We start from the raw sequence: 26,122 nt of genomic DNA, 5'->3' as shown, positions 1-26,122 counted from the left end.
GGCCCGCCGGCGTGATGATCCCCCTGTCGCCATCGAAAGAAGTCGTCGTAGGCACAAGCCGCGGCAATAATCCGGTGGGCCGAAATGGACAGGTAGGTTAAGCTCTCGCGCGTGATCTATTTCATTCGCCTGCGCTCAGCCTGACACGGCGCGACCGCCGGGCCTGCCCGCCGTCGGGCGGCCCCTTTTGAGCGACCCTGCCCTTCGGGTCTTCTCCTGCGCGCCGTCGGAACATCTCGTTCGAGAACCGACAGGACATCATGCGTACCCGCGAACACATCGCCATGATCGGCTGCACTGCGCCGAGTCACATCTATCCCTCGCTGGCCGTCATCGCCGAACTCGTATCCCGTGGACACCGGGTGAGCTACGCGGTCGGTGAGGCCCTGACCGGGCTGGTGGAGCCCACCGGCGCCGAAATCGTCGCCCATCCCTCGCTGCTCCCGACCAGCGAGGCCGACTGGCCGGACGACCCCGCTTCGGCCATGCACGTCTTCCTCGACGAGGCGATCGCGGTGCTGCCGCACCTCATCGACCGCTACGACGACGACCGGCCCGACCTCCTGCTCCATGACATCGGCGGGCTGCCCGCGCCCGTGCTGGCCGTGCGGTACGGCATCCCCGCCGTGCAGCTCTCCCCCACGCTCGTCGCGTGGGACGGCTACGAGCAGGATCTGGCCGAACCCCTCGACGCGATGCGGACGTCGGAGTCGGGCGAGCGCTACTACACGGCGCTCACCGCCTGGCTCCGCGACAACGGCATCGAGCGGGACGCCTGGGACTGGCAGTCACGCCCTGACCACGCCCTCTCCCTGATCCCGCGCGCGATGCAGCCCAACGCCGACCGGGTGCCGTCGAATGTCCGTTTCGTGGGGCCGTGCCTTTCTCCCCGGCGGCTGGCGGAGACCGGTTGGACGCCGCCCGCCGATGGCAGGCGGGTGCTGCTCGTCTCGTTCGGCACCACCTACAACGACAGGCTCGACATCTACCGGGCGTGTCTCGAAGGTTTCACCGGTTCGGACTGGCACGTGGTACTCGCGGTGGGCGGACGCGTCGACCCCGCGGATCTCGGTCCGCTCCCGGACGGCTTCGAGGTGCACCGCACCGTGCCGCAGCTGGCCGTACTGGCCGAGGCCTCGGCGTTCATCACCCACGCGGGAATGGGCGGATGCGTCGAGTCGCTGTGGTTCGGCGTGCCGACCGTGGCGATCCCCCAGGCCGTGGACCAGTTCGGCAACGCGGCCATGCTCGAACAACTCGGTGTCGGAAGGCATCTGCCCACCGAGGAGGTCACGTCGGCGACCTTGCGCTCCACGGTCGAGGAGGTCGCGGGATCGGCGGAGGTGGCCGCCCGCCTGGCGGAGATCCGTGCGACCGTACGGGCTGACGGCGGCGTCGACCGGGCCGCGCAGGCGGTGGAGTCGTTCCTGAGTTGACCTCTCGGCCTCGCGGGGCAGGACCGCCCCGCGAGGCCGGCGTCACGACGACGCGGTGACCCGGAACCGCGCCGAACACCTCCTCACCGCCCGGCGGTGACCTCGGACAGCGGGCGACCAGCGCGGCACTCGGCCGCCGTGCTCAGCGGCTTCTCCGCGAGGTGCGGGAGCGGTCGGCACCGGCGGGCTCGATGCAGCGGGACTGGACGTGCTCGTAGACCATCGCGGTCTGCACGTCCACGACCTCACGGCGTTCGGTGAGGCGATCGATGACTTTGGCTCTCCCGTCTCGTCCTTCTCGCCCCGTTCGCGCCGCAACCTCAAGGAGCTCTCCGGTGTCCGCTCCGCAACTGTCCAGTGCGGACATCCGTACCGACCTGTCGACCCGGCAGGCGAAACTCAAGTGGGTCATCGTCGTCGACGAGACCTTGCCCGCCGGCCGCCTGGTGAACGCGGCCGCCTGCGTGTCCGCGACCGTCGGCAAGATCCTTCCCGACATGGTGGGGCATGACGGCAAAGACGCCTCCGGTGGCCGCCACCCGGGCCTGCCCTGGGCGGGCTGCTCCATCCTGGCCGCCGACGCGGACACCCTTCGCGCCGTTCGGGCCAGGGCCGTGGTCCAGGAGGACGAACTGCTGATCGTCGACATGCCCCAACTCGCACAGACCTCGCGCGTCTACGACGAATACCTCGACCGGCTCGCCGACACCGGGAGCGAGGAGCTGACCTACTGCGCGCTCAGCCTCGTCGGCCCTCGCAACAGGATCGACAAACTGGTCGGCAAGCTCAGCCTGCTCCGCTGAGCCACATCGTGACAACCACCCGTCGAACACCGCGTCCTCCGCCAGGCAGCGCACCTCTCGCCGGCTCAGCTGCCGAAGAACCGATTGATCGGCGGTTTGCGAGATACGTCGGCCGGGCCATACGCTGCCGCGAAAAGCACCGGCAACGCCACTACCAGTGGTCTGTTAAATCCGGGTGTAGAGGTTGAGAGCGCGCCCGGCTCCGACGGCGGTGAGCAGGCGCTGGAGTTCACCGGATGACCGCCTGGTGCCTGCCTCCCGGTAACGCGGCCCGGCAGGCCCGGGAGCCGTTCCGCACCGAGCCGCCCCCCGATGCGGGCGGTTGCCGTCAGATCACATCGCGGCCGTTGTAGCTCACCCCCTCGATGTTCCAGGCCACGATCCGCCGTGGGTGGATGCGGATGGTCTCCCTGTCGAAGACCGCGAGCATGGGCGGATCCAGTTCCACGATCTCGGCGCGTCCGCGCACTTCGATGCCTCGACCGCGCTGGCCCAGCGCGTTGGGTGTTTCCATTTCGTCGTCGATGACGAACGAGACCCGTGCGTCACGCTGAACGTTGCGGAACTTTCTGCTCTGTGTGAATGCCGGACCGCCTATGTCAATGGTTCCCGCGTCCAGGTTGATCTGGAATGTCACGGGATTGACCTGTGGCGCACCGGTGGGGTCAATGGTGGCCAGACGGCCCAGATGCTGGTCGACGAGGTACTTCAACTCTGCGTCGGTGAAGATCATGCCTCCACCGTGCAACCTCGACCATGATTGAGGTCAAGCGAATCCCGCATGCGGGGATTCCCACACGATCAAGATCGTCGCCCGTGTGCCCTGTCACCGAGACACGCCACCGATCCCACATCGACCGGTCTCGGGGGTGATGGGTCAGACGGGTTGCCGCCGTGGATATTCCGTGGCGGCCCCGGCCCCGGCCGCTGACGGTGAGGATCGGGGCATGCCTGTCTTCCTGGAGACCGAGCGGCTCGTGTTGCGTGCGTTCACCGAGGCCGACGTCGACCACCTGCTCGTGCTGGACAACGATCCCGGCGTCATGCGCTTCATCAACGGCGGCCGGCCGACGAGCCTTGAGACGATCCAGGCGTGGACCCTGCCACGGCTCCTCCATGTCCACCCGGGCTTCGGGACCCGTGGCTACTGGGCCGCGAAGGAGAAGAACACCGACGCTTTTCTGGGCTGGTTCGAGTTCAGGCCCCTGGCCGACCACAGCCCCACCGTGGTCGAACTCGGCTACCGCCTGCACAGGGCCGCCTGGGGCAGCGGCTATGCCACGGAGGGATCGCGGGCCCTGATCCGCAAGGGCTTCACCGACCTCGGGGTGGAGCGGGTGACCGCGAACACCATGGCGGTCAACACGGGATCCCGGCGGGTGATGGAGAAGGCGGGCCTGTCGTTCGTCCGGAGTTTCACCGGGGACTGGCCGGAGGCGATCGAAGGCTCCGAGCATGGCGAAGTCGAGTACGAACTCACCCGGACCGAGTGGGAGCAACGGCGCTAAACGTCAGCCGATCCATCCGGCCCCGCCGCCCACGACCGAGGATCCTCAGACGTCACCACATCCGAAACGCGCCAAACCGCAGACAGAAGCCATGTGTACGATCGTACACATGCTGCTGTAGGTTCGTTCCGTGACTGACGCACCCGCTCCGTCCCGCGACTACTTCGCCGGTGATTCCCGCAGCAACCATGAACGCATGCTCGCGGGGGATCTCTACATCGCCGACGATCCCGAGATCTTCGAGCAGCAGCAGCGTGCCGCGCAGCTGTCGGCCAGGTTTCTCGCGGCGTACGGCGACGACGGACTCGCCGCGCAGGAGATCGCCCGCGAGTTGTTCGGCAGCCTCGACGAGACCGCGTTCGTGCGCGCACCGGTCTACGTCGACTACGGCAGCCACATCACGGTCGGCGCGCGCACGTTCGTCAACGCGGGCCTCACCGCCCTCGACGTCGCCCCGATCACGATCGGAGCGGACTGCCAGATCGGTCCGCATGTTCAACTTCTCACCCCGACCCATCCCGTGGAGCCGCAGCCGCGCCGTGACAAGCTGGAGGCGGCGAAACCGATCACGATCGGGGACAACGTCTGGCTCGGCGGCGGCGTCATCGTCCTTCCCGGGGTCACCATCGGCGAGAACTCGGTGATCGGCGCGGGAGCGGTCGTCACCAGGGACGTTCCCGCGAACTCCCTCGCGGTCGGCAACCCGGCGCGGGTCGTGAAGTCGATCTAGTCCACGAGGAGGCCAGGTGACGGTCCGGCGCACCGAACCCGACCGGCGGAGTCGGCTGATCGACGTCACGTTGGATTTGATCGCCGAGGCCGGGGTGGCCGGCACGTCGCATCGAAAAATCGCCGCCCGGGCCGGCGTACCGCTGGGCTCGATGACCTACCACTTCGACGGCATGGACGAGTTGCTGTTCGCGGCGTTCTCCCGCTTCGCCGAGACGATCATCACGCGCTTCGAGGAGCGGCTCAGCGCGGCGACAACGATCGACGAGGCCGAGGAAGCGGTGGTCAGCCTCATCCACGACGACCTCACCGGGCCGCGGGCGGCACGCGACCGGGTCCTCACCTTCGAGCTCTACACCCTGGCGGCCCGCGAACCCCGCTTCCGCGCGATCACCCACGAGTGGATGCGCCGCAGCCGCGTCGAACTCGAACGTCACTTCGACCCCGACACCGCACGCCAGGTCGACGCCCTCATCGAAGGGCTCACGATTCATCGCGGCCTCGACCCTGAACCGCCCAGCCGCGGTCTTACCGAGGACGCAGTGGCCAGGATCACTGCCCGCAACACCGGGCTCTCATCCTGAGCGGCGGCCGGTGTCCGCCACCGACCAAGGTCGCGTCCACGGATCCGGTCACGAGTCGGCAACCCCGGTGTTCTGGCAGGCGGTCAGGCGCCACCGCCCGTCCTCCTTGGACATGACGAACAGCGGGGTGCCCTCGGAGGGACCGTCGGGCGTCCGGTACAGCTGGCGCACCTTGACGGCGGCGACGTCGGGGCGGATGAACAGCACGTGCACCACCTCGAAGGTGACGGTCGAGTCCTTCATCCCGCCGGGGAGCACCTGGTGGGTAAAGACCGAGATCTCATCGCGGCCGATCAGGCGTCTGCCCCCGCTCGTCGTCCAGATCGCGTCGGGCCGGAAGAGACCGAGGAACTCCTCGGGGAGTTCGTTGTTCTGGGAGTGCTCGATCGTGGCGACCACCCGCCTGATCGCCTCGATCTCGGTCTCGCGGGTCTGTTCGCTGATCCTTGTCGCGTTCATGCGAGCCATGCTGTTACCTCAAGATAACTTGAGGTCAACTCGTCTCGGCGTGCCACCGCCCACACACCGGCGCCCCGCATGCGGCGGAGCAGGACAGGGAGGGCAGCCAGGGCACTCTCCTCAACCCCACATTTGGTGCGACAAATCGTCATATCCGATCGAAGCAGAGGGAGTCGATGGTCGTCTCAGGGGTCGAGACCCCGGAGGCGGCGGCCTATCGAACCGAGTTCGCCCGGCCGGGCGGCCCGCTCATCCCCCGGTAGCGGATCAGGCCGAGTTCGGTCAGGTCGTCGGACCAGAGCCAGCCCGCCTCCTTGGCGATCCTGACCGCCTCCACGCGCGTGCGGGCGTCGACCTTGGCGAGGATCCGTGCCAGGTAGTTGCGCACCGTGCCGCCGGACAGGCAGAGCCGGTCGGCGATCTCGCCGACCGGTGCGCCCTCGGCCGCGGCCTGCAGGACCTCCAGTTCGCGCGGGGTGAGCGGGTTCGGTTTCGCGTTGAGGGTGGCGACGGCCAGCTCGGGGTCGACGACCCGCTGGCCGGCGGCCACCCGGCGTACGCAGTCGGCGAGCTGGCTCGCCGGGGTGTCCTTGACCACGAAGCCGCGCGCCCCCGCGTCCAGCGCGCGGTGCAGCGCGGCCGGGGTCGCGAGCCCGGTCAGGATCACCGTGGCGCACTCGGGGAGCCTTCTGTGCAGTTCCGCGGCGGCGGTGAGGCCGTCGGTGCCGGGCAGGCCGATGTCGAGGAGTGCGACGTCCGGCCGGTGCTGCAGGCAGGAGCGGACCACCTCGTCGCCGTGACCGACCTCGCCGACGACCTTGATGTCGTGCTCGGTGGAGAGCAGGGCGACCATGGCCCCCCGGACCAGGTGCATGTCCTCGGCGATCAGGACGCTGATCATGGGTTGTCTCCCCCGTCGTTTCGCGGTGCGCTCGTGCCTGGCCCGGGGCCACTACCCACACGCGAGGAGACTACCCACAGAATTCAGCCGATTACTGCGTACCAGAGTTAAACACCGAAACGCCTGACATGAGGCTATCCTCCTTACGAGGGAAGATTGCCGTCGCCGACGCCATCTGAACCACGCTCCGTGGGTCCTGTAATGGGGTGGACATATAACTCGAATAAGTGCCGACTGTTCAGCACCCCGTCGGGTTGTCCTCCACTGATGCCTCATGACGACTCCTTGAGGGTGTTCACGGACGTGGTGTACGGACATCCGGATCCGGTCGGGTGGTTTCCGGACAGGCGGTCACCGGCCCCTGGGCGACAACGACCCGGCTGAAGGACCGAGGAGGTCGACCTCGACGCCGAGACCGCGGCGCCCGGCCTCCCGGTAGGCGAGCCAGGCCAGGGCGAGATCCTGCCACGGCAGCCCGACGGGACCGTAGACGGTGCGCCGGTCCGGATCGGTGCGGCCGGGATGCTTGGCGCGGAGGATCTCACCAAGGGTGGCGTGGGCCGCCTCCGCCGGTAGCCCGGCCGCGGCGAGCACGCCCATGGCGGCGGAGAGCGGCCGGTCGTCAACGGCGAGCAGGGCGCCCTCCAGTACGTCGTCCGCCAGTTCCCGCTTGCCGGGCTCAGTGGGTGCCGAGCGCCGCGGCCAGCCCGGTTCGCCAGGCGGTGACGGTCGCCGAGTCGAGCAGCGCGAGCAGTTCGCCGTCCTGGCCGCTGTGCAGGCAGATCACCCCGCGCAGAGCGGGCCGGGCTCCGGGAAACTTGGCGTTGACCTTGACCGTGTAGGCGTCGATCCCGGGCAGCAGCCCCGGGATCAGCGCGGTGGCCGTGCCGGGGAACGGCAGGTCGGTGCGGATCCGCTGCCCCGGGACGGCCGCGGCGCCGCTCCGGACGAAGCCCTCGCGCAGCGCCTCGATGCAGGCGTCCGGGTCGAGCAGGGCGATCAGGTCACGGTGGGCGAGGATCCGGGTCATGTGGACGATGATCCCAGTTCGCCATGGGTCGCCCGGATCCGGATCCCGTCCTCGTCGGCAACCCGATATGCCGACAACTTTTATCTCATACCCCTAGATCACTCCAATCTCGCACGCAGCCTCCTTGTAGGACATATGCCAATATTTCAAGCTATAAAGGGTGGGTAATACCCGAACGCCTCGGCCGTGAGTTGCGAAGTTGAGACCGTTAAAGAGCCCTCATCTCCTAGGAGACGCGTCTAAATTGACGGCAGGCGGAAAGGCGGTGAGGAATCGTGGACGTATTCGTACGGGCGGAGGCCGACCAGCTTCGCGATCTCCACTCGTGGCTGATCGAGGAGCCGGAATTCCGCGGACGTGTTCGGCTTCTCGAACGGGACGGGGCACCTCACGAACTCGGTCCGACGACCGACCTCCTCCAGGTGGCCCTCGGATCGGGAGGCGCGGTGGCGGCCCTCGCCGGCATCGTCATCGCCTGGTTGAACAGCCGCCCCGGTGAGGTCTCGATCCGGATCTCACGCGGCGACCAGGAGGTCGAGGTGACCGCCAAGGGGGTCAGGTCGCTGGCCCCGGAAGGCTTGCGGGCGCTCACCGGCCAGATCTCCGAAGTGGTCTCCGGCCCCTCGGAGCTCGAGCGGTGAGCCTGCTGTCCCACGAGGGGACGCGCGTGCTGATCGTCGGTTCGGGCGACTACGTGCCCGGTTCACGTCTGTCCCCCGTGCCGGCGAGCCGTACGACGGTTGCCGACCTCGGGGACTGCCTGGTGGACCGGGCGGGCCTGGACCCTGCGCGGCTCACCAGGTGCGTCGACCCGGCGGATCCGCAGCACTTCGCCGCCCTTCTCGACGACGCGGCCCGGCAGGCGACCGAGGTGCTGGTGTTCTACTACGTGGGACACGGTCTGGTCAGCCCGGCCAACGAACTCCATCTGGCGACCCGAGCGACGACGGATCTGACGGTTGGCACACCCCCCGAATACCAGGCCCTGCCGTACTCCACGGTCCAGCGGCTGCTGCTGCGCAGCACGGCCCGATTGGTCCTCGTCGTCCTTGACTGCTGCTTCTCCGGTCGCGCCCACGGGGTGTCCGGCAGCGCCGCGGACGACGCCTTCACCATCACCAGGCAGGCCGGCGCCTACCTGCTGACCTCGACCAGCCGCACGGAGACCGCCTGGGCCCCGGTCGGGCAGCCGCACACGGCCTTCAGCGGTGAGCTGATCAGGCTGCTGACCGAGGGAGAACCGACAGGGCCCCCGGGGCTGACCCTCGACTACGTCTACCGGTTCCTGGCGCGTTCCCTGCCGGACAAGGGCCTGCCCCAGCCGCGCCGCCAGGCGGCCGACCTCGGCGACCAGGAGGTGCTGGCCCCCAACCCCGCCTACCGGCCCCCGCAGGCACCCGCGACACCGGAAGCGTGGCCCGCCGACGACGCCGAGAGCCCCTACCGAGGGCTGGCGTCTTTCGGCCCCCAGGACAGCGCGTTCTTCTTCGGCAGGGAAGAACTCACCCATACGCTTCTCGAACGGCTGCGCGCGCATCAGAGGAGCGGTGGGCCCCTGCTGGTGACCGGCCCGTCGGGAGCGGGCAAGTCCTCTCTGCTGCGTGCCGGGTTGATCGCCGCCCTGCCCGCCGCCTCGCCCCTCGTCTACCTGACACCGGGTTCGGATCCGATGGGAAAGCTCGGCAGGCTCGTTCCGGAAACGACTCCCGAGCGTCGGCCGGTCGTCGTCGTCGACCAGTTCGAAGAGGTCTTCACCGCCTGTCAGGACGAGGAGCAGCGGCTCGCCTTCATCCGGGCGCTGGCCGCCCTGTGCGAGGCCGGGAACGGCACGCCGCCCGCCGCGGCCGTGGTCATCGGCCTGCGTGCGGACTTCTTCGGTCACTGCGCCGCCTACCCCGAGTTACTGGACGCCACGAAACGGCCGGAGATCGTTCCTCCGATGGGGGAGGATCAGCTTCGCGACGTCATCGAGAGGCCGGCCACGCTGGCGGGGCTCACCATCCAGCCCGGCCTGGTCGATCTGCTGCTGGAGGACCTCGGGATCGGGAGAGCCTCCTCGGAGGCGGCGCCCGGGCCCGGCGGCGGCCTTCCTCTGCTGTCCCACGCCCTGCTCACCACCTGGCAACGCCGTCAGGACGGGGTGCTGACCTTCGCGGGATACCGGGCGTCAGGCGGCATCGCCCAGTCGCTCGCCCAGACCGCGGACACCGTCATGCGGGTCGTCGGCCCGAGCGGAGAGCTCATCGCCCGTGAGATGCTCCTGCGCCTGGTACGCCTCGGCGACGGCACCGACGACACCCGCCGCCGGGTGCTCATCGACGACGTGTTGCCCGAGCCGGACGACCCCGAGTACCCGGTCACCCGCCGCGTCCTCGACACGTTTCTGCAGGCGCGCCTGGTGATCGTCGACGAGGACTCCGTCCAGCTCACCCACGAGGCCCTCATCCGCGGGTGGCCGCAGCTGCAGGGCTGGATCACCGCCGACCGCGCGCGGCTGCTGGTACGGCAACGGCTGTCCGAGGACGCGGAGACATGGCGGAGGCAGTCCCGTGATCCCGCCTACCTCTATGTGGACAACCGCCTGGTGGCAGCCCAGGAGGCCGTCGGAAGCGGCCGCCAGAGTGAGCTCGGTCCCCTCCAGCACGCCTTTCTCGCCGCGAGTGTGAGCCGAGCCCGCCGGAGGAGCAGGATCACGCTCAGCGTCATCGTGACCCTCGCCATGCTGCTGGTCGCCGCCGCGGGAGCGGGCGGCTACGCACTGCGGCAGAGCGCCGTCGCCCGGGAACAGTCCCGGATAGCCGACGACCAGAGGGACCTGGCCACCGGCCAGCGAGACGCGGCGATCTCACGACAGGTCTCGGACGCCGTCGAACGGCTCAACGACACCTCGCTCTCCGGGCAACTGGCACTGGCCGCCTACAACCTGTCCGACACCCCGGAGGCCCGGGGCGCGATGGTGGACTCGCTGGGTTACACCATCGGTGCCAGACTGCTCGGCCACTCCGGCTTCACCGGGACCGTCGCGATCAGTCCCGGCGGCAGGCTCGTCGCCTCCGGCTCGGCGGACAGGACCGCGAGAATCTGGGATGTCGGCGACCTCGCCCGGCCCGCGCAGCTGGCGGTGCTCGAAGGACATGGGAAGGGAGTGTCCTCGGTGGCGTTCGACCGATCGGGATCGTTGCTGGCGACCGGTTCGGCGGACGACACGGTGCGCCTGTGGGACATCGGAGATCCGAGGCACCCAGCCCTCGCGGCGACCGTGCACCGGCGGGAGAGCGCTGTCAGCGAGGTCGCGTTCGATCCGGCGGCGGACGTGCTGGCCATCGCGTTCGCCGACGGTGCGATAGAGCTCTGGGACACGAGCACCCCCGGAACACCAGGCCGCCTGGCGGAACTGACCGGACACGAGAAGCAGGTCGAGTCGATCGACTTCAGCGCGGACGGCAGTGTCCTGGCCTCCTCGTCCGAGGATCAGACGGTGCGGCTGTGGGGCACCGGGGACAAGCGGCGACCATCCTTCCTCGGGGGCGTGCGCGTGCACTCGGGCGGTGCGCTCCACGCGGTGAAGTTCAGTCCCGACAGGAAGATCCTCGCGGTGGCCTACGACGACAACACGGCGAAGCTGTGGGATGTGAGCGATCTCAGCCGTGCCCCGCTCGACGGCGCGACCCTCCAGGGAGCCGTCGCTCCCGTTTCCGACCTCGCCTTCAGTCCCGACGGACGTACGCTGGCCGTGTCTTCGACGGACAATTCGATCACCCTGTGGAAGGTGAAGGACTACGCGCACGTTTCGCAGCGGCAGGTGCTCATAGGCCACGGCGAGTCTGTCCAGTCAGTGGCCTACAGCCCGGACGGGCGCTTCCTCGCCTCGGCCGCGGCAGACCAGAGTGTCCGGCTCTGGGACGTTCATGATCCTGACCGTGTCGAGTTCCAGCCGAAGCTGGAGTCGCACAAGGACCTGGTGTACGGCGTCGACGTCGCCGCCGACGGGCGGACCATGGCATCCGTCGCAGCGGACAGCACCGTGAAACTCTGGGATATCAGGGACTTCTCACATCCCACGCTGTTGAGCACGACAAAGGCGGGAGACGTCTACCTGCTCGACGTGAAGTTCAGTCCCGATGGTCGCACCCTGGCGAGCACGGTCAGAAACGAGATCTGGCTCTGGGACATCACCGCTCCCGCCAAGCCCGTCAAGCTGGCCGCGCTGAAAGGGCACACCAAGACCGTCATGGCCGTGGCCTTCAGTCCTGACGGTCGCACGCTGGTCAGTGGCGCGGAGGACGACACCACCCGAGTGTGGGACGTGCGGAGTCCCGCCAGGCCGAAGGTTCTCACCGTCATCCGCAAGCATTCCGATTCCGTGCTGGACGTGGCCTTCACCTCGGACGGCTCCCTGCTGGCCACGGCGTCGGGGGATCGGACCGTACGGCTGTGGGACATGTCGGATCCCGCGCACCCGGACGAGCGAGGCGTCATCGAAGGTCATTCCGCGCTGGTGGACACCGTCGACTTCTCCGCGAACGGAGATCTGCTGGCGACGGGTGCCGGTGATGGAACCGCCCGGATCTGGGATGTGCGCGATCCGGGCCGCCCGATCCCCTCGGGGATTCTCAAGGGACACACGGATCTTGTCTGGGACGTCGAGTTCAGTCCGGACGGACGGAGTGTCGTGACCGGGGCCGGGGACTCCGTGACCCGGCTGTGGGACGTGTCGGATCCCGCCAGGCCGATCCTCACCACGATCCTCGGACTGCACTCCTCCAGGGTCGCCGCGCTGACCTTCACCCCCGACGGCCGTGGTCTGGTGACCGGTTCGCACGACAACTCCGTCCGGCTCCGCGTGATCGACATCCCCACCGTGGTCAAGCGCATATGCGACACCACGGGCATGGCCCTGACGCGGGAGGAATGGGGACTCTACATACCTGACATCGGCTACCGGCCGCCCTGCCCGGCCCGCTGAGCGGAGGTCCCGGCGGCGTCAGACCGGGGCGACGGCCGCGTGGTGTTCCAGCAGGACGTCGGTCAGCAGGTAGCCGCCGCCTATCAGGTGGGTCAGCGGGTGGGCCCGTATCTCCCGGTAGTGGGCGGCGATCCGGAACGCGGCCGCGACCGGGGTGGCGGCACTCGTCCACAGCGGTCTGTGCCGGTCGGTGGAGGCCGGGACGACCCACCAGAAACGGCAGGCGTCATCGAGGCGGGCGACCAGCCCGTAGTAGACGGAGACGACTATCTTGCCGGACGGCAACCGGTGGACGTCCGCCGGGATGTTGTGGGACCGGGCCAGCAGGGCCGCCAGTTCACGGGCTCGGAGTTCGGCCGGGTGAGGCGCGAGATCTTCGGGGGATGTGTGATCAACGGTCACGCTCGCGAGATTAGAGATCATGAGATGCCCGCCTCAACGGTGTTGCGCGATGTTGCGAGTTCATCTCTCGCCGAACGCGGCGGCCGCGGCCCGCAGCAGGACGCGGGCCTCCTGCCCGTAGGCCGCGGCACCGCTCAGGGCCCGGAACGCCTTCTCGTACACGCCCACATCGCTCGGGGCCTTGTGCTGGATCTGTCCCGGCACGGTGTCGACGCGGACCCGGTTGGCGTCGTATATCCAGAAGTTCTCCGGTGGCATGAGCGGCGGCCTGATCGTCGCGGGGACGATGCCGAAGGACACGTTCGCGACGCCCGAGGTCAGCTCCGCCAGCCGGTCGAGCTGGGCGGCCATCTCCGCCGGGCCGACCAGCGGGGTGCGGAGTGCCTGCTCGCCGACGACGAACGCGAACCGCTTGTTCCCGTTGCGCAGGATCTCCTGTTGCTTCAACCTCGCCGCGACCGCGGCGTCGATGTCGTCGGGGATGCCGCGGAAGTCGATGATGGCGCGCAGGTGGCCGCGGGCGTAGTCGCCGGTCTGGAGCAGGCCGGGGACGGCCGAGTGCTGCCAGACGCGGAACTGGTGGGTCCTGTCGTACAGCGGCTGGAAGGAGCGCTGTACGTGGCCGAGGCCGCTCTCCTCAAGGCGGCGCCAGTCGGTGTACATGGCGTCGATGTTCTGGGCGGCCGCGATCAGGTCGACCACCTGCTCGTCCGCGTCGCAGGCCTCGCACCACGTCCGGATGTCGGCCTGGTTGGGCATCTGGACCGCGTTCTCGATCTTGGAGATCTTGGTGTGGTCCAGGCCGGTCTTGGCCGCCAGCGCTCGCCCGGTCAGCCCGGCGTCGGCGCGGAGCGCCCTGAGCCTGGCGGCGAGAATGCCTTTGGCCTCGTCGATGCGTGCTGTGGAGGTCGCCATCTCCGTCACCTCGTCACCGCGGGGGGTTGATCCTCCGACCGTACGTTGGATGTTGCGATCTGTCCTGAAAGTTGCGAATAGTTGCGGAACGATGATGAGCACGCTCCCGCTCCGTTATCCGGGACCCCTGCGACAGGCCGTGAGAAGGTCGGCGAGAGAGTTACGGTCGGCCGTCCCACCTGCGCTTTCCGCTGATGCGGGTCGGGGATGTCGGACGCAAGCCTTACGGTAGGGCGCGTGCCAGAGACGAACCATGAGCTCACGCTCGACTCGGCCCTCACCGAGGAGGCCGTACTCTCGACCTACCGCCGCATGTTCGCGGCGCTCGCCCGCGACAGCGGCGCGGTGGTGGACGACCCCGCGCTGGTCGACATCGCCGAGACCCTGTTCGCGGCGTTCGCCGAGGCCGGCGAGGAGTGGCTGACCCACGAGCAGATGCGCCACGTCTGCCGGGCCTATCCGCTCGACCGGTTCGAGAACCGGCTCCGGGTCCTGCGGGGCCTCGGCGCGATCCGCGAGGTGTTTCCCAAGCCCAACCAGCTCCGCTACCGCGCGTCGTTCACCAGTGTGGTGGGGCTGATGTTCATCCGCCGGATGATGGACGACGGCGGCCAGTCGGAGATGCACCGGCTGCTCGCGCTCGAAGACCTCAACGTGGCCGATCCCCGCACGACGATGGAGGAGGCCCGTACCAGCGCGCAGAACCTCTCGCGCGCCTTCCGGCTCTGGGCCCTGGAGCTGATCACGCTGACCGGCGGCACCATCGAGGAGTTGCGCGAGCAGGCGCCCAAGCTGTGGGGCACCGAGGCGATCGCCCGGCGGGCGCAGAACCTGCACGGCACCATCCTCACCCGCTGGCCCGACCTCGACCGCACCTGTACCGAACTGCGCGCCGCGATCTACTCCTACAGCGACGCCTCGCGCCGCGCCGCCGGACGCCTGGCCGACTCCGCGGGTACGACGAGGAACCTGACTCTGCTCCCCGCGGAGCTCTGGCGCACCTTCGCGCAGACCGCGAGCAAGGAGCGGCTGGCCTCGGTGCTCGACGGCTTCGTCTTCGACGCCCCGGCCCCCTGGCACGACCCGGCGGCGATCGTCAGGGCCGTGGACGAGAGCCCCCGCCCGGCACCCGCCCAGCCCACTCCCCCGCGCTCGGCCCTGCCCGACGCCGGCCCCGCCGACACCCACGCCCCCGCCGCCGACGGCCTCGACCATCTGAGCACCGTGGCCGAGGCCGCCCTCGCCGGGCGCTCCACCGCCCGGCTGGAGGAGCTGCTCACCGCCGACGGCGAGTGGGTCTCCGCCCGCCGCCTGCTGGCCGACCTCGTCTCGGCCGACCTGCGCCCCGACTCCCCCTATCGCCTGCGCTGGTCCGACGGCCTCACCGCCGCCCCCGGCGCCGAGCCCGCCTGGCTCTCCCACGGCCGTCTGGAAAGGACCGGCGGTGTCGGCTGATCCGCGACGCGCACCGGCCTTGGCGGCCGAACCGGCGAGCACCGGCCCCGAGGACCCGGTGACGACCGGGGAGACCGGACCTGAACCGTCCGCGACGGCGTCCGTCCGTACTGCCGAGACCTACCCGCGGGCCTCGGAGGCCGAGCCGCCCGCGACGGCACACGTCCGGGCCAGGTCGGTCGGGCCTCTCGCGCTCCGTGCCGGGCAGGCGGCTCCGGCGGGCATGGCGCGGCTGGGGCGCGGGGACGGGACGGGCATGGCGCTGCCGGTCTGGCCCGACGGGGCGACCCCCTCGCTCCTGGAGGAGTACCAGGTCGCGCCGGTCCCGGTGGAACGATCCGGCGAGACCCGGCGGGTGCTGGCCGCGGCGCTGCGATGCTGCTGGAGCGACCTGACCACCGACCCGTGGCCCGGCACCCCCGCCCCGGTGGACGACGTGCTGTCGACGTACCGTGCCCTGATCGGGCGCGGCGACGATCTGATGCGCAACTGGGCGATCGGCGCGCTGCGCCGCCTGCACGACTCTGCCTGGCTGGAGGTAGCAGACGGGTTCGTCCGGCTCGGCCCCCGGTGCGCGTCCTGGCCCCCCGCGTCCCACGCCCAGCTGCGGGAACTGATGCGCCGCCTGCCCACCGCGGAGGAGACCCCGGGCAGCACGGAGGTGCTCCCGGTCCTCGACGACGGCCCTGCCGGTGCCCCTGAGAACGCCGACGCGGGAGCGAGCGTCACGATTCCCGACGAGGTGGACAGCGATCTGCTCGGCCCGTTCGACGAGCGTCGCAGGGCCGAGATCGTGGCGGCGTTCATGGCGGTGGAGCACGCGGCCGAGCCGGTGCACGAGGCCCGCTTCTCCGCGCTGCGCGACCCGGTGCTGCGCCGCACGCTCACCGAGATGCTGGAGCGCCGCGGCCGGGTCCTGATCCACGACCGCGAGTCGTGGATCTCCGGCTACGCGGCCGAGACACTCGGCACGGGCACGGCTTCGGGAACGGTGACGGCGCCAGGAGCGGGCGCGGTGTCGCAGGCGGGCTCGGCGTTGGACGAGGCCGGGCGGGCGGTGCTGGTGCTGGTGCTGATCCACTCGGTGGCGATTCCCAGGGCCGACGGCCTGCTGCCCACCGACAGCTGGCTCTCGCCGTTCCCGGCCCAGATCGACGAGTTGCGGCGGCACACCAAGCTGCCGATCGGCGAGCTGGAGGCCGCGCTGCGCACCCTGCGTCACGCGGGTCTGGTGACCCAGGTGAAGGCGGGCGAGGAGGCCGGCGGGTACGTGCCGGGGCCGCAGTTCCACCGGCTGACCCCGCAGGCCAGGCGGCGCCTGCAGGAGGAACTGATCCTCGCGGCGGGGCCGCACACCCCGCTGGCCGCGGCCGTACGGGCCAACCGGCGGTGAGCGGGAGTGGAGCGACCACGGTACGCGATGAGTCGGCCCCGGCGGGGGGTGCCGAGGACGCGGTGTCCCCGGTATCGGGAACGGGACGGAAGAAAGGAACGACGGGGTTGACCGACCAGCGGAACCAGGCCGCGAAGAGTTCACGGGGGAGCCGCGTGAAGGCCGCCGGCACAGGCGCGGGAACGGGCACGGGCACGGGCACGGGCACGGGCACGGGCACGGGCGAAGCCGTCCAGGCCGGAGCCCGGAACACCTCGGCCAAGGGCGGCCGGGGCGCGAACGCTCCGGCCGGGGACGCGCCGGCCGGAGGAAGCCGAGCCGAGACCTCTGTCGGGACGCAGGCGAGTCTGGTCCCCGTGGAGATCCGTGCCACCGCTCCGACCGAGAACGTGGTGGGTGACCGGGTGCTGGTCGCCGTGCAGCCGGTCAACATCTCCCGGCTCTCGACCCACCCGGTGCCGACCGTGCCGGGCACGCTGATCGTGGTCGCGGGCGCCGGTCCGAAGGACTCCAACGGCGCGGGCAAGTCGTCGTTCATCGCGATGATCACAGCGCTGCTCGGAGACGAGCAGTGGCGTTTCGCCTCGGGCGCCAAGTCGGTGTCGGAGCTGCTGTTCAACGCCGAACTCGCCGCGGGCGGGGGCGGCCGGACCTGGGCCAGCGCCGACCACGGCTACATCGTCGGTGTCTTCGCGCCGACCGGCTCCGTGCACACGGGCTCCGCGGGCCCCCGCCTTCCGGACGGTGACTCTCCGGACGGTGACTCTCCGGACGGTGACTCTCCGGACGGTGACTCTCCGGACGGTGACTCTCCGGACGGCGACCCGGCGCGCACCGGTTCCCTGGGAGACGCGGTGACCGTGTGGCTGCGGGTCAACCAGGAGGCCCCGCACCTGGAGATCAGGTGGGCCCCGGGGGTGCACCTGGCGTCGGCGGCCTCGGAGGCGGAGCGGGTGACGCGGGCCGACGCGCTGTGGGCGGCACTGCCCCGCTCGGCGGGACGACGTGACGTGGTGGCGCGCGACCTGACCAGGTTCCTGTACGGCGACCGGGTCAGGTGCGTGTCGTTCCTGTCCACCTCGGTACGGAGCAAGGTCGCCACCAACCTGCTCTCCCAGCCGCTCAACGAGATCTCCCCGGAGCGGGTCTTCGAGGCGATCGCCGCGCTGACCGGCCTGGATGCCGAGCTCGACCAGGAGCGGGAGGCACGCCGCGACGAGCACGCCAGGCGGGTGCGCGCGACACGGGCCATGGAACTGCTCGGTGAGTTCGAGGACGAGTCCCGTACGCTCCTGGAGACCTTCGACCGGCGTGACCGGGCCCGTGTCCGGCTGGCCGAGGCGATGCGCCGCTGGCGGGGACGGCTGGCGCGCAGGCTCGCCGACGCGGGGCAGCGGGACGAGGCGCTGGCGGTGGAGCTGGAACGGGCCGGCGCGGCGGCCGAGCGCGCCACGGAGGCGATCGGCGAGATCAAGGCGGAGATCGCCACCCTCAAGGACGACACGCTGGAGCGCGGCCTGGCCGAGGCTCGCAGGGAGCTGGCCACCCTGCAGGCACGCGCCGCGAAGCTGGACGCCGACCGGGCGGTGGCGGAGAACTCGGTGGACGACCTGCGCGGCTGGATTCCCGGGCTTGAGGAGCAACGCCGCCTGGCCGACGGACGCGACACGGCGGCGGCGGGCGCGGAACTGGCCGAGGCCAGGACGCGGTTGACCGAGGTGCTGAAAGCGCTGGGCGTGGCCGACCGCGAGGTCGAGGGGGCCAAAGCCGCGCTGGACGACGCCGAGGGCGGGCCGGCGGCGGCCCAGCTCAACGCGCTCGCCGAGGCGAATGTCGGGGCGACCGGCCTGCTCGACGCGATCGACGTCGCCGAACAGGCCCGTGAGGACGAGGCCGGGCGGAAAGCACCCGCGCTGGGCTCTCGCGGGTGGCCACACGAGCACGCGGTGATCGTCGACGCGGCCGATCTGGAGGCCGCGTCGCGGGCGCTGGACGCACTGCCCGGCTCGGTGCTGGTCAGTGCGGCGGGAGTCACCGTCGTGGGGTCGTTCGAGGTGGCCGTCACCGGCAGGGAGGCCCGGATCAAGGCCGCCGAGCAGCGGCTGCACCGGGCACGCGACACTCAGGAGAGCGCCGCGGCGGCCGTACGGGCCGCCGAGGACGCCGTGGCCGAGGCGGGCAGGCGGCTTGAGGGGGCCAAGGCGTCGGTGCAACTGGCCGACATCGAACGGCGGCTGGCCGAGCGGCGGAAAGCGCTCGGTGAGCTGATCGAGGCACTGGCCGAGGTCGCGCCGAAGGTGGGCGAGGCCGAGCGCCGGGCGAGCACCCTGGACTTCCGTGCCCGCACCAGGAGCATGGAGGCCGAGCGCCTGGAGGGCCGCAGGGCCAGGCACGAGTCCGACCGAGACCAGGCCACCGAGCAGGCGGCGAGAATCACCGCCGACCGCGAGGCGCTCAGGCTTGACACGCTGGCCGGCGACTGGGGCGGCCCCGTCGACGGTGCCCGCGAGTGGCTGGGTGCCCTGGACGAGCAGGAACGCCCGCTGACGGCCGAGGAGTGGTGGCGGGCCGCCGAGCGCAGCCTGGACGAGGCACTGCGCGACACCTTCCCCGGCGAGTCCCCCGGCGCGGACGAGGAGATGCCCGAGGAACTGCGCTTCCTGGTCCGGGAGCGGACCGCGCCCGGCGCCGGGCGCACCGCCCGCGAGCAGGCGACGTTCCCCGGCGTGTGCTCGGCGCTCGCGTCCTACCTGCGCGGCCAGGAGGAGTACGAACGGCACCGACGCCGCCAGATCGAGACGCAGATCACCACCCGGCAGCGTGACCTGACGGCCGCGGCCAAGGGTGCCGAGGAGGCCGCGCAGTCCACCGCCGTGCACCGGGCTGCGCTGACCGCCGCGATCAAGGCGCGGCTGACCCGGGTGGCCGAGGAGTTCGACAAGCTCGACACCTCCTACGGAGGCTACGGCGCGACGCTGGAGTTCCCCGTGCCGCCCGCGCCCGCCGACCCCGAGCAGCGCTGGGCGTGGCGGGTGACGCCCAAGTGGCGCAGGGGTGAGGGGCAGGGGTTCGTGCCGTACAACCGGCGGGCCAACACCGCGCTGATGGACGAGAAGGCGGTGAAACTGGTCTGCGCGGCGGCGATCGCGTCGTCCGGTGGCGGGCACCTGTGCCTGGTCCTCGACGAGCTGGGCCGCAACCTCGGCAAGGAGCATCGCCGGGAGGCCGTGGCACTGTTCCGCCGGATCGGCGAGACGTACGGGATCACGGTGATCGGCGCGCTCCAGGACGACATGGAGCCCTACGCCGTCGACGCCTGCGGCCAGTACGTCAAGCTGCGCCGCTCCTCCGACGCCATGCCGTACAACGAGCCACCGGTCGTCATCGGCCACGACCAGAACGCCGAGCGGGTGCGCGCCCTGGCCTCCGCGGTGAGCAGGTGAGCGGGGAGGACCGATGAGCGGGGTGAGCCGATGTCCACCGGCCCGGGGTGACCGCGGGCCGGCCTCTCCTCGCGGCCGGGTCCTCCCCGTCGCCGGCCTTCCGGCTAGGCGGGAAGGCTCACGACGCTCCGCATCGTGAGCTCCGCGTCCTGGAGGGAGAGGGAGACCCGCACGGAACCCAGTTCGGAGGTCCGCGAGACATGCGTCCCGCCGCAGGGTATGCGCGCCTCGCCTTCGGGCAGCGAACAGTGCCACATCCGCCGCGCGGACAGGGACGGGGACGGGCTGTCCATCGTGATCGGCGCGTCGGCCGCGATCCACGCGCCGAGCTGGTCGTCGATCCGCCGGGTGAGCTCGGAGAGGTCGAGGCCCTCGGCGTCGAACCCCTTCCTCCGCAGCGACTTGCCCAGGCGGTAGACGTCGTCGCTGCCGTGTTCCACGATCCGTGACGTGGTGATCGCCGCCTGGTCGAAGTCGGGCCGGCCGAGCGAGTCGGGCGCCACCTCTTTTCGCCACCGGTCGGCCAGCGCCGCGTTGAGCGCCAGGGCGGCGAGGTGGCACGCGCTGTGCCCCGCGGAGAGCGCCGACCGGTACGCCACGTCGACGGCCAGTTCGGCGTCCCCGGCGACCGGCTCCTTCAGCACGTGGACCACGAGCCACTCCCAGCCGTCGGCGCCGCGGCGTACCGGGATCTCCTTCCCCAGGTAGAGCCGCTCACCGTCCGACGCGCCGGTCACGCAGTCGACGACCGGCAGCCCGTTCACGGTCCCCCGGTCGGCGGGCTGGTCGGGCCAGGTGTGGTCCAGGGGATGGAACGGTGTCTCCGCCGTCACCACGCCGTAGCCGCCGTCCAGCGGCGTGGCCGAGAGCACCCTCGAAACCCCGTGGACGCCGCCGTGTGGGTAGGTGACCTGTGTGTCCATAGCTGATCTTCGCTTCCCATCGTTCCGTGTCAATCCGCAAGCGACCGAGAGGATCGCGCCAAACACGATATGGCCTCGCGATCCCCTCGCCCCGGACTTCGACGGTCAGGCGGTCTTCGCGGCAGCGGCAGCGGCGCTGGAGGAGACACGCCCCGCTATGCCGTCCCACAGGGCGTGGCGTGCCTCCAGCGCCACCCGCAGCGTGGTCGCGCAGTCGTTCCACTTCCGCCGGTCGTCCCCGCAGAGATCGACCAGCATCTGCATGGCCATCGGCGTGTGCTGCTCGCCGTCGACCTCGATGTGGCGAGAGAGGTAGTCGCGGAACTTCTCCAGAGCCTCCGCGTGCCGGTCCGTCCGCAGCACGCGGTCGAACATCTCCGGAATGAGGTCCTCCCTGCCGAAGGCGAAGGTCGCCGCCTGGGCGTGCAGGGGAGCGGACTCGATGATCTTCCAGGTGGTCCTGACGAAGTCGGCGGACGCCGGTGGCACACCGGGGAGCTCCAGCCCTCGCTGGACCGTTCCACCGTCTCTCAGGTGGCCGACGAACGACTCGATGGGCCGCACGTCGGCACCCGCCTGCCGCATCCCCTCGACGTACAGCTCGAAGTGGCTGATGTGGCCCTCCCCGAGTTCGTCGCTCTCCTCCACGAGCACGATCTCGTTGATCAGGCGCCGGCTCGTCCGGGGGCCCTGCGGGATCCAGGGGACCCGCACGCAGGTGAGCCGCCGCTGCAGGTTCTTCAGCAGCGACATGAAGTCCCAGACCGCGAAGACGTGGTGCTCCATGAAGACGACCACGTCGTCGAGCTCGTTCAGCGAGTTGTAGACGTCGTGGGCGAGGATCTTCTCCCGGATCGGTTCGACGGTTCTTTGCAGCTCGTGGAGACCGGGGTGAGAGACGTTCCAGCTGTAGCGTGATTCCGACATCCTCTGACTCCTTAGTAGACGCCGTAATCCCACGACGTCGGCCTGTCGTGCTCCAGGAGATCCGCCTTGGTGCGCCGTTTCTCGTATCGTGCCAGCTCTCTCTGCTTGAGCAGGGGAAAACACGAGACGAGGCATTCGCCGGGGATCCGTCGGCGGGCCGCCCGTTCCAAGTCGATTGCAAGATCGCTCGCCTAGTGTGACCGGTGGCGAGAGGTGATCGTCGCGGGTGTTCTCATCGCGGCCCTGAGCGGCCGCGCGATCGAAGGTGGGGAGCGGATGACGGGTATGGTCGACGCCGGGCGGGAGACCGGGGCGGAGCGGTCGGAGGCCGGGGTGCTCAAGGGGCGGGTCGTCGACGCGGCGGGCAGGCCCGTCGCGGGCGCGGAGATCGTCGCCAACAACCAGCTGCTGTACAACAGCAACCTGATCGTGGCCACGGACAAGGACGGCCGCTATCGGGTGAGCACCGACGTGGCCGTGGCCACGTTCCGGGTGACCGGCACCGTGACCCGCCGTTTCGAGGGCCGCGCCTACACGATGGAGCTGACCCCCCACGACGACGTCCCCTTCGCCGGTTCGGACGGCGCGATCCGCGACTTCACCTGGCGGCTCACCGGTGAGCGGTCCGACGGGCTGGGCTTCTACGGCAGCATGGTCCTCTTCCATCTGGAGTCCTACGACCCGCAGGCCCCGGAGACCTTCCTTCGGGACGAGGACGTCACGCTCACCCTGACCCCGCAGGGGCCGCTGATCGACGGCTCGGCCGGCGAGGTCATCACCCGCCGGGCCGAGCGCGGCGGCGACGGCTCAGGGGTGCTGGACGTGCCCATCGGCCGCTACCGGATCACCGCCGAGCATCTCGGGCGACCCCTGAAGATCCGGGTCCGCGACACCGGCGAGTACGGCGAGGCGGTCGTCACCGGCTTCGAGCGCTTCCTGAGCACCGTCCACCGCATCCGACTCGACCTCAAGCCCTAGGTGACCCCTAGGTGACCACGTCCTGGCGGGAGGGGACCCGCTCGCCGGGCGGAGTAGGCCGGCGTCCCGGTCTTTCCCCTCCACCACAGCGGCCTGGTCGGATATGCGCGGGAGGCCGATCGAGCGGGGAGAGGCGCGTGCGGCCCCCGGTCGGTCACTACAGGTCGCCGTCCCCGGCCCAGTGGATCGTGGTCCACATGGCACCGCACTGGCAGCGTTTCAGCTCGACCAGCTCATTCCTTTCGTTCATGGTCAGGCCGTGGTCGAGACGGACGTGAACGTGTGCACTCATGATGGATCGACTTCCGATTGATCGTTCGATGCCCCGGCCCGGCGCCGACACTCCGGCGCCCACCGGGCGAAAGCCGGCCGACGAGATGGGCCGGACGGGGGCCTTTATTACTGTCTAGTTGAAGTAAGGAGCCGGTTGGTACGACTCCCGCGATGTTTTACCCGAGGTCAAGGCGTCGCCCGGGCGGGAGTCGCAGGCAGGACAGGGCTCACGCCACGGTAAAGAAAGTGGCAGGGCGGGCCTTGAGCCGGCTCGTCCCGGCCCCGGCTGCGTCCGTAACCCCTGGGCCGACGGTACCGCCGTACGCGGCGCGCCGCCGCTTCGCGAGGAAGGTCGTCCGTCCACAGCGGACGACGAAGGGGAAAGGGGAATGTCCACGCCTTTCCACTTTCAACGTATAGCGCACCGGGGGGCTTGCGGCAAGACCCGGGTCGTGCCGCAGAATCGTCGGCCGAGACCGGAAACTGCGGAAACGGGGGCCGCGACGTGCGTGTGTCGTTGTCGACGGGTGGGTCACCCGGGGCGTCGAACCACCGGTGGGACTCGCGGTGCGGTTGCGCGCCGCCGGACGAGGAGTTCGCTGAGCCGCTACCCGATGGGCTCGATGGCGCGAGCGTCGTCGGCACGGCCCGCATCGGCGGGGCGATCCCTCGTTCCCGTTTTCAGCAGAGTCCAGCCGCGCTCATGAGCGCCGGAATCTGGATCTAAGGTCGCGAACCTCAGATCGGAGCCAACGACGTGAACCCACTGACCACCAGCGCGTTCGACCTTCCCGAGCACCTCTCCCCCAAGGCCGACCCGGCGCTGATCGCCGGCGACGAGCGGCACTTCGCGGCCATCGCGCAGAGCCTCGAGCAGTCGATCGCCGACCTGTCCGGCCGCCTCGACGCCGAGCGCAGGGCGCCCGGCGGCATAGGCCGGCAGGCGATGGACCGGGACCTGCAGATCCACCGGCTGACCGCTCGCCTGCGCGCGCTGCGTCGCTTCGGTCTGGATCTGTGCCTCGGACACATGGTCGGCGCGGACGACCCCGAGCCCGTGTACGTCGGTCGACTCGGCCTCACGGACAGCGAGGGCCGTCGGCTGCTGCTCGACTGGCGCTCCCCCGCGGCCGAGCCGTTCTTCGGAGCCACCCACGCCAACCCGATGGGCCTGGCAAGCCGCCGCAGGTATCGCTGGACCCTCGGCCGGATCAGCGACTACTGGGACGAGGTGTTCACCACCGACGGGTTCGACGGGCACGCCGCGCTCGACGACCAGTCCGCCTTCATCGCCAGCCTGGGCGGCGACCGGTCGTCCCGGATGCGAGACGTGCTCGCCACCATCCAGGCCGACCAGGACGCCATCATCCGCGCGGGATCGCGCGGCGCTCTCGTCGTCGACGGCGGTCCCGGCACGGGGAAGACCGTCGTCGCCCTGCACCGCTCCGCCTACCTCCTCTACTCCGACCCTCGCCTCGGTCACCGCCGGGGCGGCGTGCTGTTCGTCGGCCCGCACCAGCCCTACCTGGCCTATGTCGCCGACGTCCTCCCCAGCCTTGGAGAGGAGGGCGTGCAGACCTGCACCCTGCGGGACCTCGTCCCCGAGGGAGCCGCGGCCGCGATCGAGTCAGACCCGGAGGTGGCCCGCCTGAAGTCGTCCGCAGGCCTGATGAAGGCGATCGAGCCGGCCGTCGGGTTCTACGAGAACCCGCCCACCAAGGGGATGACGGTCACGACCCACTGGTCCGACATCTGGCTGAGCGCCGACGACTGGGCCGAGGCGTTCGAAGCACCGGAACCCGGTACCCCGCACAACGAGGCGCGCGACCAGATCTGGGAGGCACTGCTCACGATCCTGGCGGACAAGCACAGGGGATTGAGGCGAGAGCAGCGAGAGCTTGCTCTCGCTGCCGAGCCGATTGAGCCTGTTGAGCGCGGGGAACACGACGGCGAGGTCTCGGCCGACCTGCTCCGCAGGTCGCTGCTGCAGGACAGGGAGCTGCTCACCACCTTCAACCGCGCGTGGCCGCTGATCGAAGCGGCCGACCTCGTCGGAGACCTCTGGTCGGTACCCGCCTACCTGCGCAAGTGCGCTCCCTGGCTCAGCCCCGACGAGGTCCGGCGACTGCAGCGCGCGGACGCCCAGGCCTGGACGCTGTCCGACCTGCCGTTCCTGGACGCGGCACGGCAGCGGCTCGGCGACCCTGAGGCGTCACGACGCAAGCGCCGCCACGAGGCCACTCTCGCCGCCCAACGCGAGCGCATGGCCCAGGTCGTCGACAACCTGATCGAGGCCGATGACGACGGCGAAGGCCTCGTGACGCAGTTGCGCCGAGCGGACCTCCAGCGGAATCTGGTCGACGAGTCCGAGCTGCCCACCCTCGACCCGGACCTGCTCGCCGGCCCGTTCGCGCACATCGTCGTGGACGAGGCTCAGGAACTGACCGACGCGGAGTGGCAGATGTTGCTGCTCCGCTGCCCGTCCCGGAGCTTCACCATCGTCGGGGACCGTGCCCAGGCCAGGCACGGGTTCACCGAGTCGTGGCGGGAACGGCTTGAGCGGATCGGGCTCGACCGGATCGACCTGGCCTCTCTGAGCATCAACTACCGGACGCCGGAGGAAATCATGGCGGAAGCCGAGCCGGTCATCCGGGCCGTGCTCCCGGACGCCAACGTGCCGACCTCCATCCGCAGCAGCGACATCCCCGTCGTACACGGATCCGCCTCGGATCTGGGCTCGATCCTCGACACCTGGCTCGCCGCGCATGCCGACGGGATCGCCTGTGTCATCGGCGATCCCACGTTCCGGGCGACGCCCCGCGTCCGGTCACTGACTCCGGAGCTGTCGAAGGGGCTCGAATTCGACCTGGTCGTCCTCGTCGACCCGGAGGCGTTCGGCGACGGTGTCGAAGGAGCGGTCGACCGCTATGTGGCGATGACCCGGGCGACCCAGCGACTTGTCATCCTCACGAGCTCCTGACCTCGGGGCGATCGGCG

21 protein-coding genes are annotated in these 26,122 nt (G+C 70.2%); 12 read left to right on the top strand and 9 right to left on the bottom strand.

The window, feature by feature from the left end:
• The first annotated feature begins 260 nt into the window (after positions 1-260).
• On the top strand, positions 261-1,436 hold the full coding sequence (locus AB0J58_RS02035) for a macrolide family glycosyltransferase (RefSeq protein ID WP_364209005.1): 1,176 nt from the start codon (positions 261-263) through the stop codon (positions 1,434-1,436).
• Between the two features lie 335 nt (positions 1,437-1,771).
• On the top strand, positions 1,772-2,239 hold the full coding sequence (locus AB0J58_RS02030; protein ID WP_364209002.1) for a DUF2000 domain-containing protein: 468 nt from the start codon (positions 1,772-1,774) through the stop codon (positions 2,237-2,239).
• Between the two features lie 328 nt (positions 2,240-2,567).
• Here AB0J58_RS02030 and AB0J58_RS02025 read toward each other — a convergent pair whose 3' ends face one another.
• Positions 2,568-2,972, bottom strand: coding sequence for a PPOX class F420-dependent oxidoreductase (locus AB0J58_RS02025; RefSeq protein WP_364208999.1), 405 nt, complete (start codon positions 2,970-2,972; stop codon positions 2,568-2,570).
• Positions 2,973-3,186: 214 nt separating this feature from the next.
• Between AB0J58_RS02025 and AB0J58_RS02020 the strand changes: the two genes are divergently transcribed.
• From AB0J58_RS02020 to AB0J58_RS02010, 3 genes are all read left to right on the top strand, one after another.
• The gene (locus AB0J58_RS02020; protein WP_364208996.1) at positions 3,187-3,747 is read left to right on the top strand and encodes a GNAT family N-acetyltransferase; all 561 of its coding nucleotides are present in this window, start codon (positions 3,187-3,189) and stop codon (positions 3,745-3,747) included.
• 196 nt (positions 3,748-3,943) lie between these two features.
• Complete coding sequence (locus AB0J58_RS02015) at positions 3,944-4,477, top strand: sugar O-acetyltransferase (protein WP_343963535.1); 534 nt, start codon at positions 3,944-3,946, stop codon at positions 4,475-4,477.
• Positions 4,478-4,493: 16 nt separating this feature from the next.
• Positions 4,494-5,060 (top strand): TetR family transcriptional regulator, encoded by a 567-nt coding sequence (locus AB0J58_RS02010; RefSeq protein ID WP_364148094.1) that lies wholly within the window; start codon positions 4,494-4,496, stop codon positions 5,058-5,060.
• A gap of 48 nt (positions 5,061-5,108) precedes the next feature.
• On the opposite strand, the gene AB0J58_RS02005 is transcribed toward AB0J58_RS02010, so the two are convergent.
• The 4 genes from AB0J58_RS02005 to AB0J58_RS01990 all read right to left on the bottom strand — a co-directional run bounded on the left by AB0J58_RS02005 (position 5,109) and on the right by AB0J58_RS01990 (position 7,450).
• Positions 5,109-5,519 (bottom strand): SgcJ/EcaC family oxidoreductase, encoded by a 411-nt coding sequence (locus AB0J58_RS02005; RefSeq protein WP_364208993.1) that lies wholly within the window; start codon positions 5,517-5,519, stop codon positions 5,109-5,111.
• Between the two features lie 214 nt (positions 5,520-5,733).
• Positions 5,734-6,420, bottom strand: coding sequence for a response regulator transcription factor (locus AB0J58_RS02000; protein WP_364208990.1), 687 nt, complete (start codon positions 6,418-6,420; stop codon positions 5,734-5,736).
• Positions 6,421-6,771: 351 nt separating this feature from the next.
• Positions 6,772-7,056: a hypothetical protein gene (locus AB0J58_RS01995; RefSeq protein WP_364209044.1), complete on the bottom strand. Its 285-nt coding sequence runs from the start codon at positions 7,054-7,056 to the stop codon at positions 6,772-6,774.
• A gap of 43 nt (positions 7,057-7,099) precedes the next feature.
• Complete coding sequence (locus AB0J58_RS01990; protein ID WP_364208987.1) at positions 7,100-7,450, bottom strand: hypothetical protein; 351 nt, start codon at positions 7,448-7,450, stop codon at positions 7,100-7,102.
• Between the two features lie 275 nt (positions 7,451-7,725).
• Between AB0J58_RS01990 and AB0J58_RS01985 the strand changes: the two genes are divergently transcribed.
• Positions 7,726-8,091 (top strand): hypothetical protein, encoded by a 366-nt coding sequence (locus AB0J58_RS01985; RefSeq protein WP_364208984.1) that lies wholly within the window; start codon positions 7,726-7,728, stop codon positions 8,089-8,091.
• The gene (locus AB0J58_RS01980) at positions 8,088-12,416 is read left to right on the top strand and encodes a caspase family protein (RefSeq protein ID WP_364208981.1); all 4,329 of its coding nucleotides are present in this window, start codon (positions 8,088-8,090) and stop codon (positions 12,414-12,416) included. The genes AB0J58_RS01985 and AB0J58_RS01980 overlap by 4 nt, the downstream gene beginning before the upstream one ends.
• A gap of 18 nt (positions 12,417-12,434) precedes the next feature.
• Here AB0J58_RS01980 and AB0J58_RS01975 read toward each other — a convergent pair whose 3' ends face one another.
• Positions 12,435-12,818, bottom strand: coding sequence for a hypothetical protein (locus AB0J58_RS01975; RefSeq protein WP_364208978.1), 384 nt, complete (start codon positions 12,816-12,818; stop codon positions 12,435-12,437).
• Positions 12,819-12,878: 60 nt separating this feature from the next.
• Positions 12,879-13,733, bottom strand: coding sequence for a helix-turn-helix transcriptional regulator (locus AB0J58_RS01970; RefSeq protein ID WP_364208975.1), 855 nt, complete (start codon positions 13,731-13,733; stop codon positions 12,879-12,881).
• 237 nt (positions 13,734-13,970) lie between these two features.
• Between AB0J58_RS01970 and AB0J58_RS01965 the strand changes: the two genes are divergently transcribed.
• The 3 genes from AB0J58_RS01965 (at position 13,971) to AB0J58_RS01955 (ending at position 20,024) form a co-directional block, all read left to right on the top strand.
• Entirely contained in the window at positions 13,971-15,188 is a 1,218-nt protein-coding gene (locus tag AB0J58_RS01965; protein WP_364208972.1) for a hypothetical protein, read from the top strand.
• Positions 15,178-16,581: a hypothetical protein gene (locus AB0J58_RS01960; protein ID WP_364208969.1), complete on the top strand. Its 1,404-nt coding sequence runs from the start codon at positions 15,178-15,180 to the stop codon at positions 16,579-16,581. The genes AB0J58_RS01965 and AB0J58_RS01960 overlap by 11 nt, the downstream gene beginning before the upstream one ends.
• Before the next feature lie 155 nt (positions 16,582-16,736).
• Positions 16,737-20,024 carry a chromosome partitioning protein ParA gene (locus tag AB0J58_RS01955; RefSeq protein ID WP_364208966.1) on the top strand — a complete coding sequence of 1,096 codons (3,288 nt, stop codon included), beginning with the start codon at positions 16,737-16,739 and terminating at the stop codon, positions 20,022-20,024.
• A 104-nt stretch (positions 20,025-20,128) separates the two neighbouring features.
• On the opposite strand, the gene AB0J58_RS01950 is transcribed toward AB0J58_RS01955, so the two are convergent.
• A complete protein-coding gene (locus AB0J58_RS01950) occupies positions 20,129-20,947 on the bottom strand; it encodes a metal-dependent hydrolase (protein ID WP_364208964.1) in 819 nt (272 codons plus the stop codon).
• A gap of 105 nt (positions 20,948-21,052) precedes the next feature.
• A complete protein-coding gene (locus AB0J58_RS01945) occupies positions 21,053-21,874 on the bottom strand; it encodes a DUF3050 domain-containing protein (RefSeq protein ID WP_364208961.1) in 822 nt (273 codons plus the stop codon).
• A gap of 276 nt (positions 21,875-22,150) precedes the next feature.
• Here AB0J58_RS01945 and AB0J58_RS01940 point away from each other — a divergent pair, with 276 nt between their 5' ends.
• Entirely contained in the window at positions 22,151-22,852 is a 702-nt protein-coding gene (locus AB0J58_RS01940) for a carboxypeptidase-like regulatory domain-containing protein (RefSeq protein WP_364208958.1), read from the top strand.
• 1,030 nt (positions 22,853-23,882) lie between these two features.
• Positions 23,883-26,105 (top strand): RNA polymerase recycling motor ATPase HelR, encoded by a 2,223-nt coding sequence (gene helR / locus AB0J58_RS01935; protein WP_364208955.1) that lies wholly within the window; start codon positions 23,883-23,885, stop codon positions 26,103-26,105.
• The last annotated feature ends 17 nt before the right edge of the window (positions 26,106-26,122 follow it).

This window comes from Streptosporangium sp. NPDC049644, assembly GCF_040675205.1.
In the GTDB taxonomy this organism is placed as follows: Bacteria; Actinomycetota; Actinomycetes; order Streptosporangiales; family Streptosporangiaceae; genus Streptosporangium; species Streptosporangium fukuiense.
This window is presented reverse-complemented; position numbering and strand designations above follow the sequence as displayed.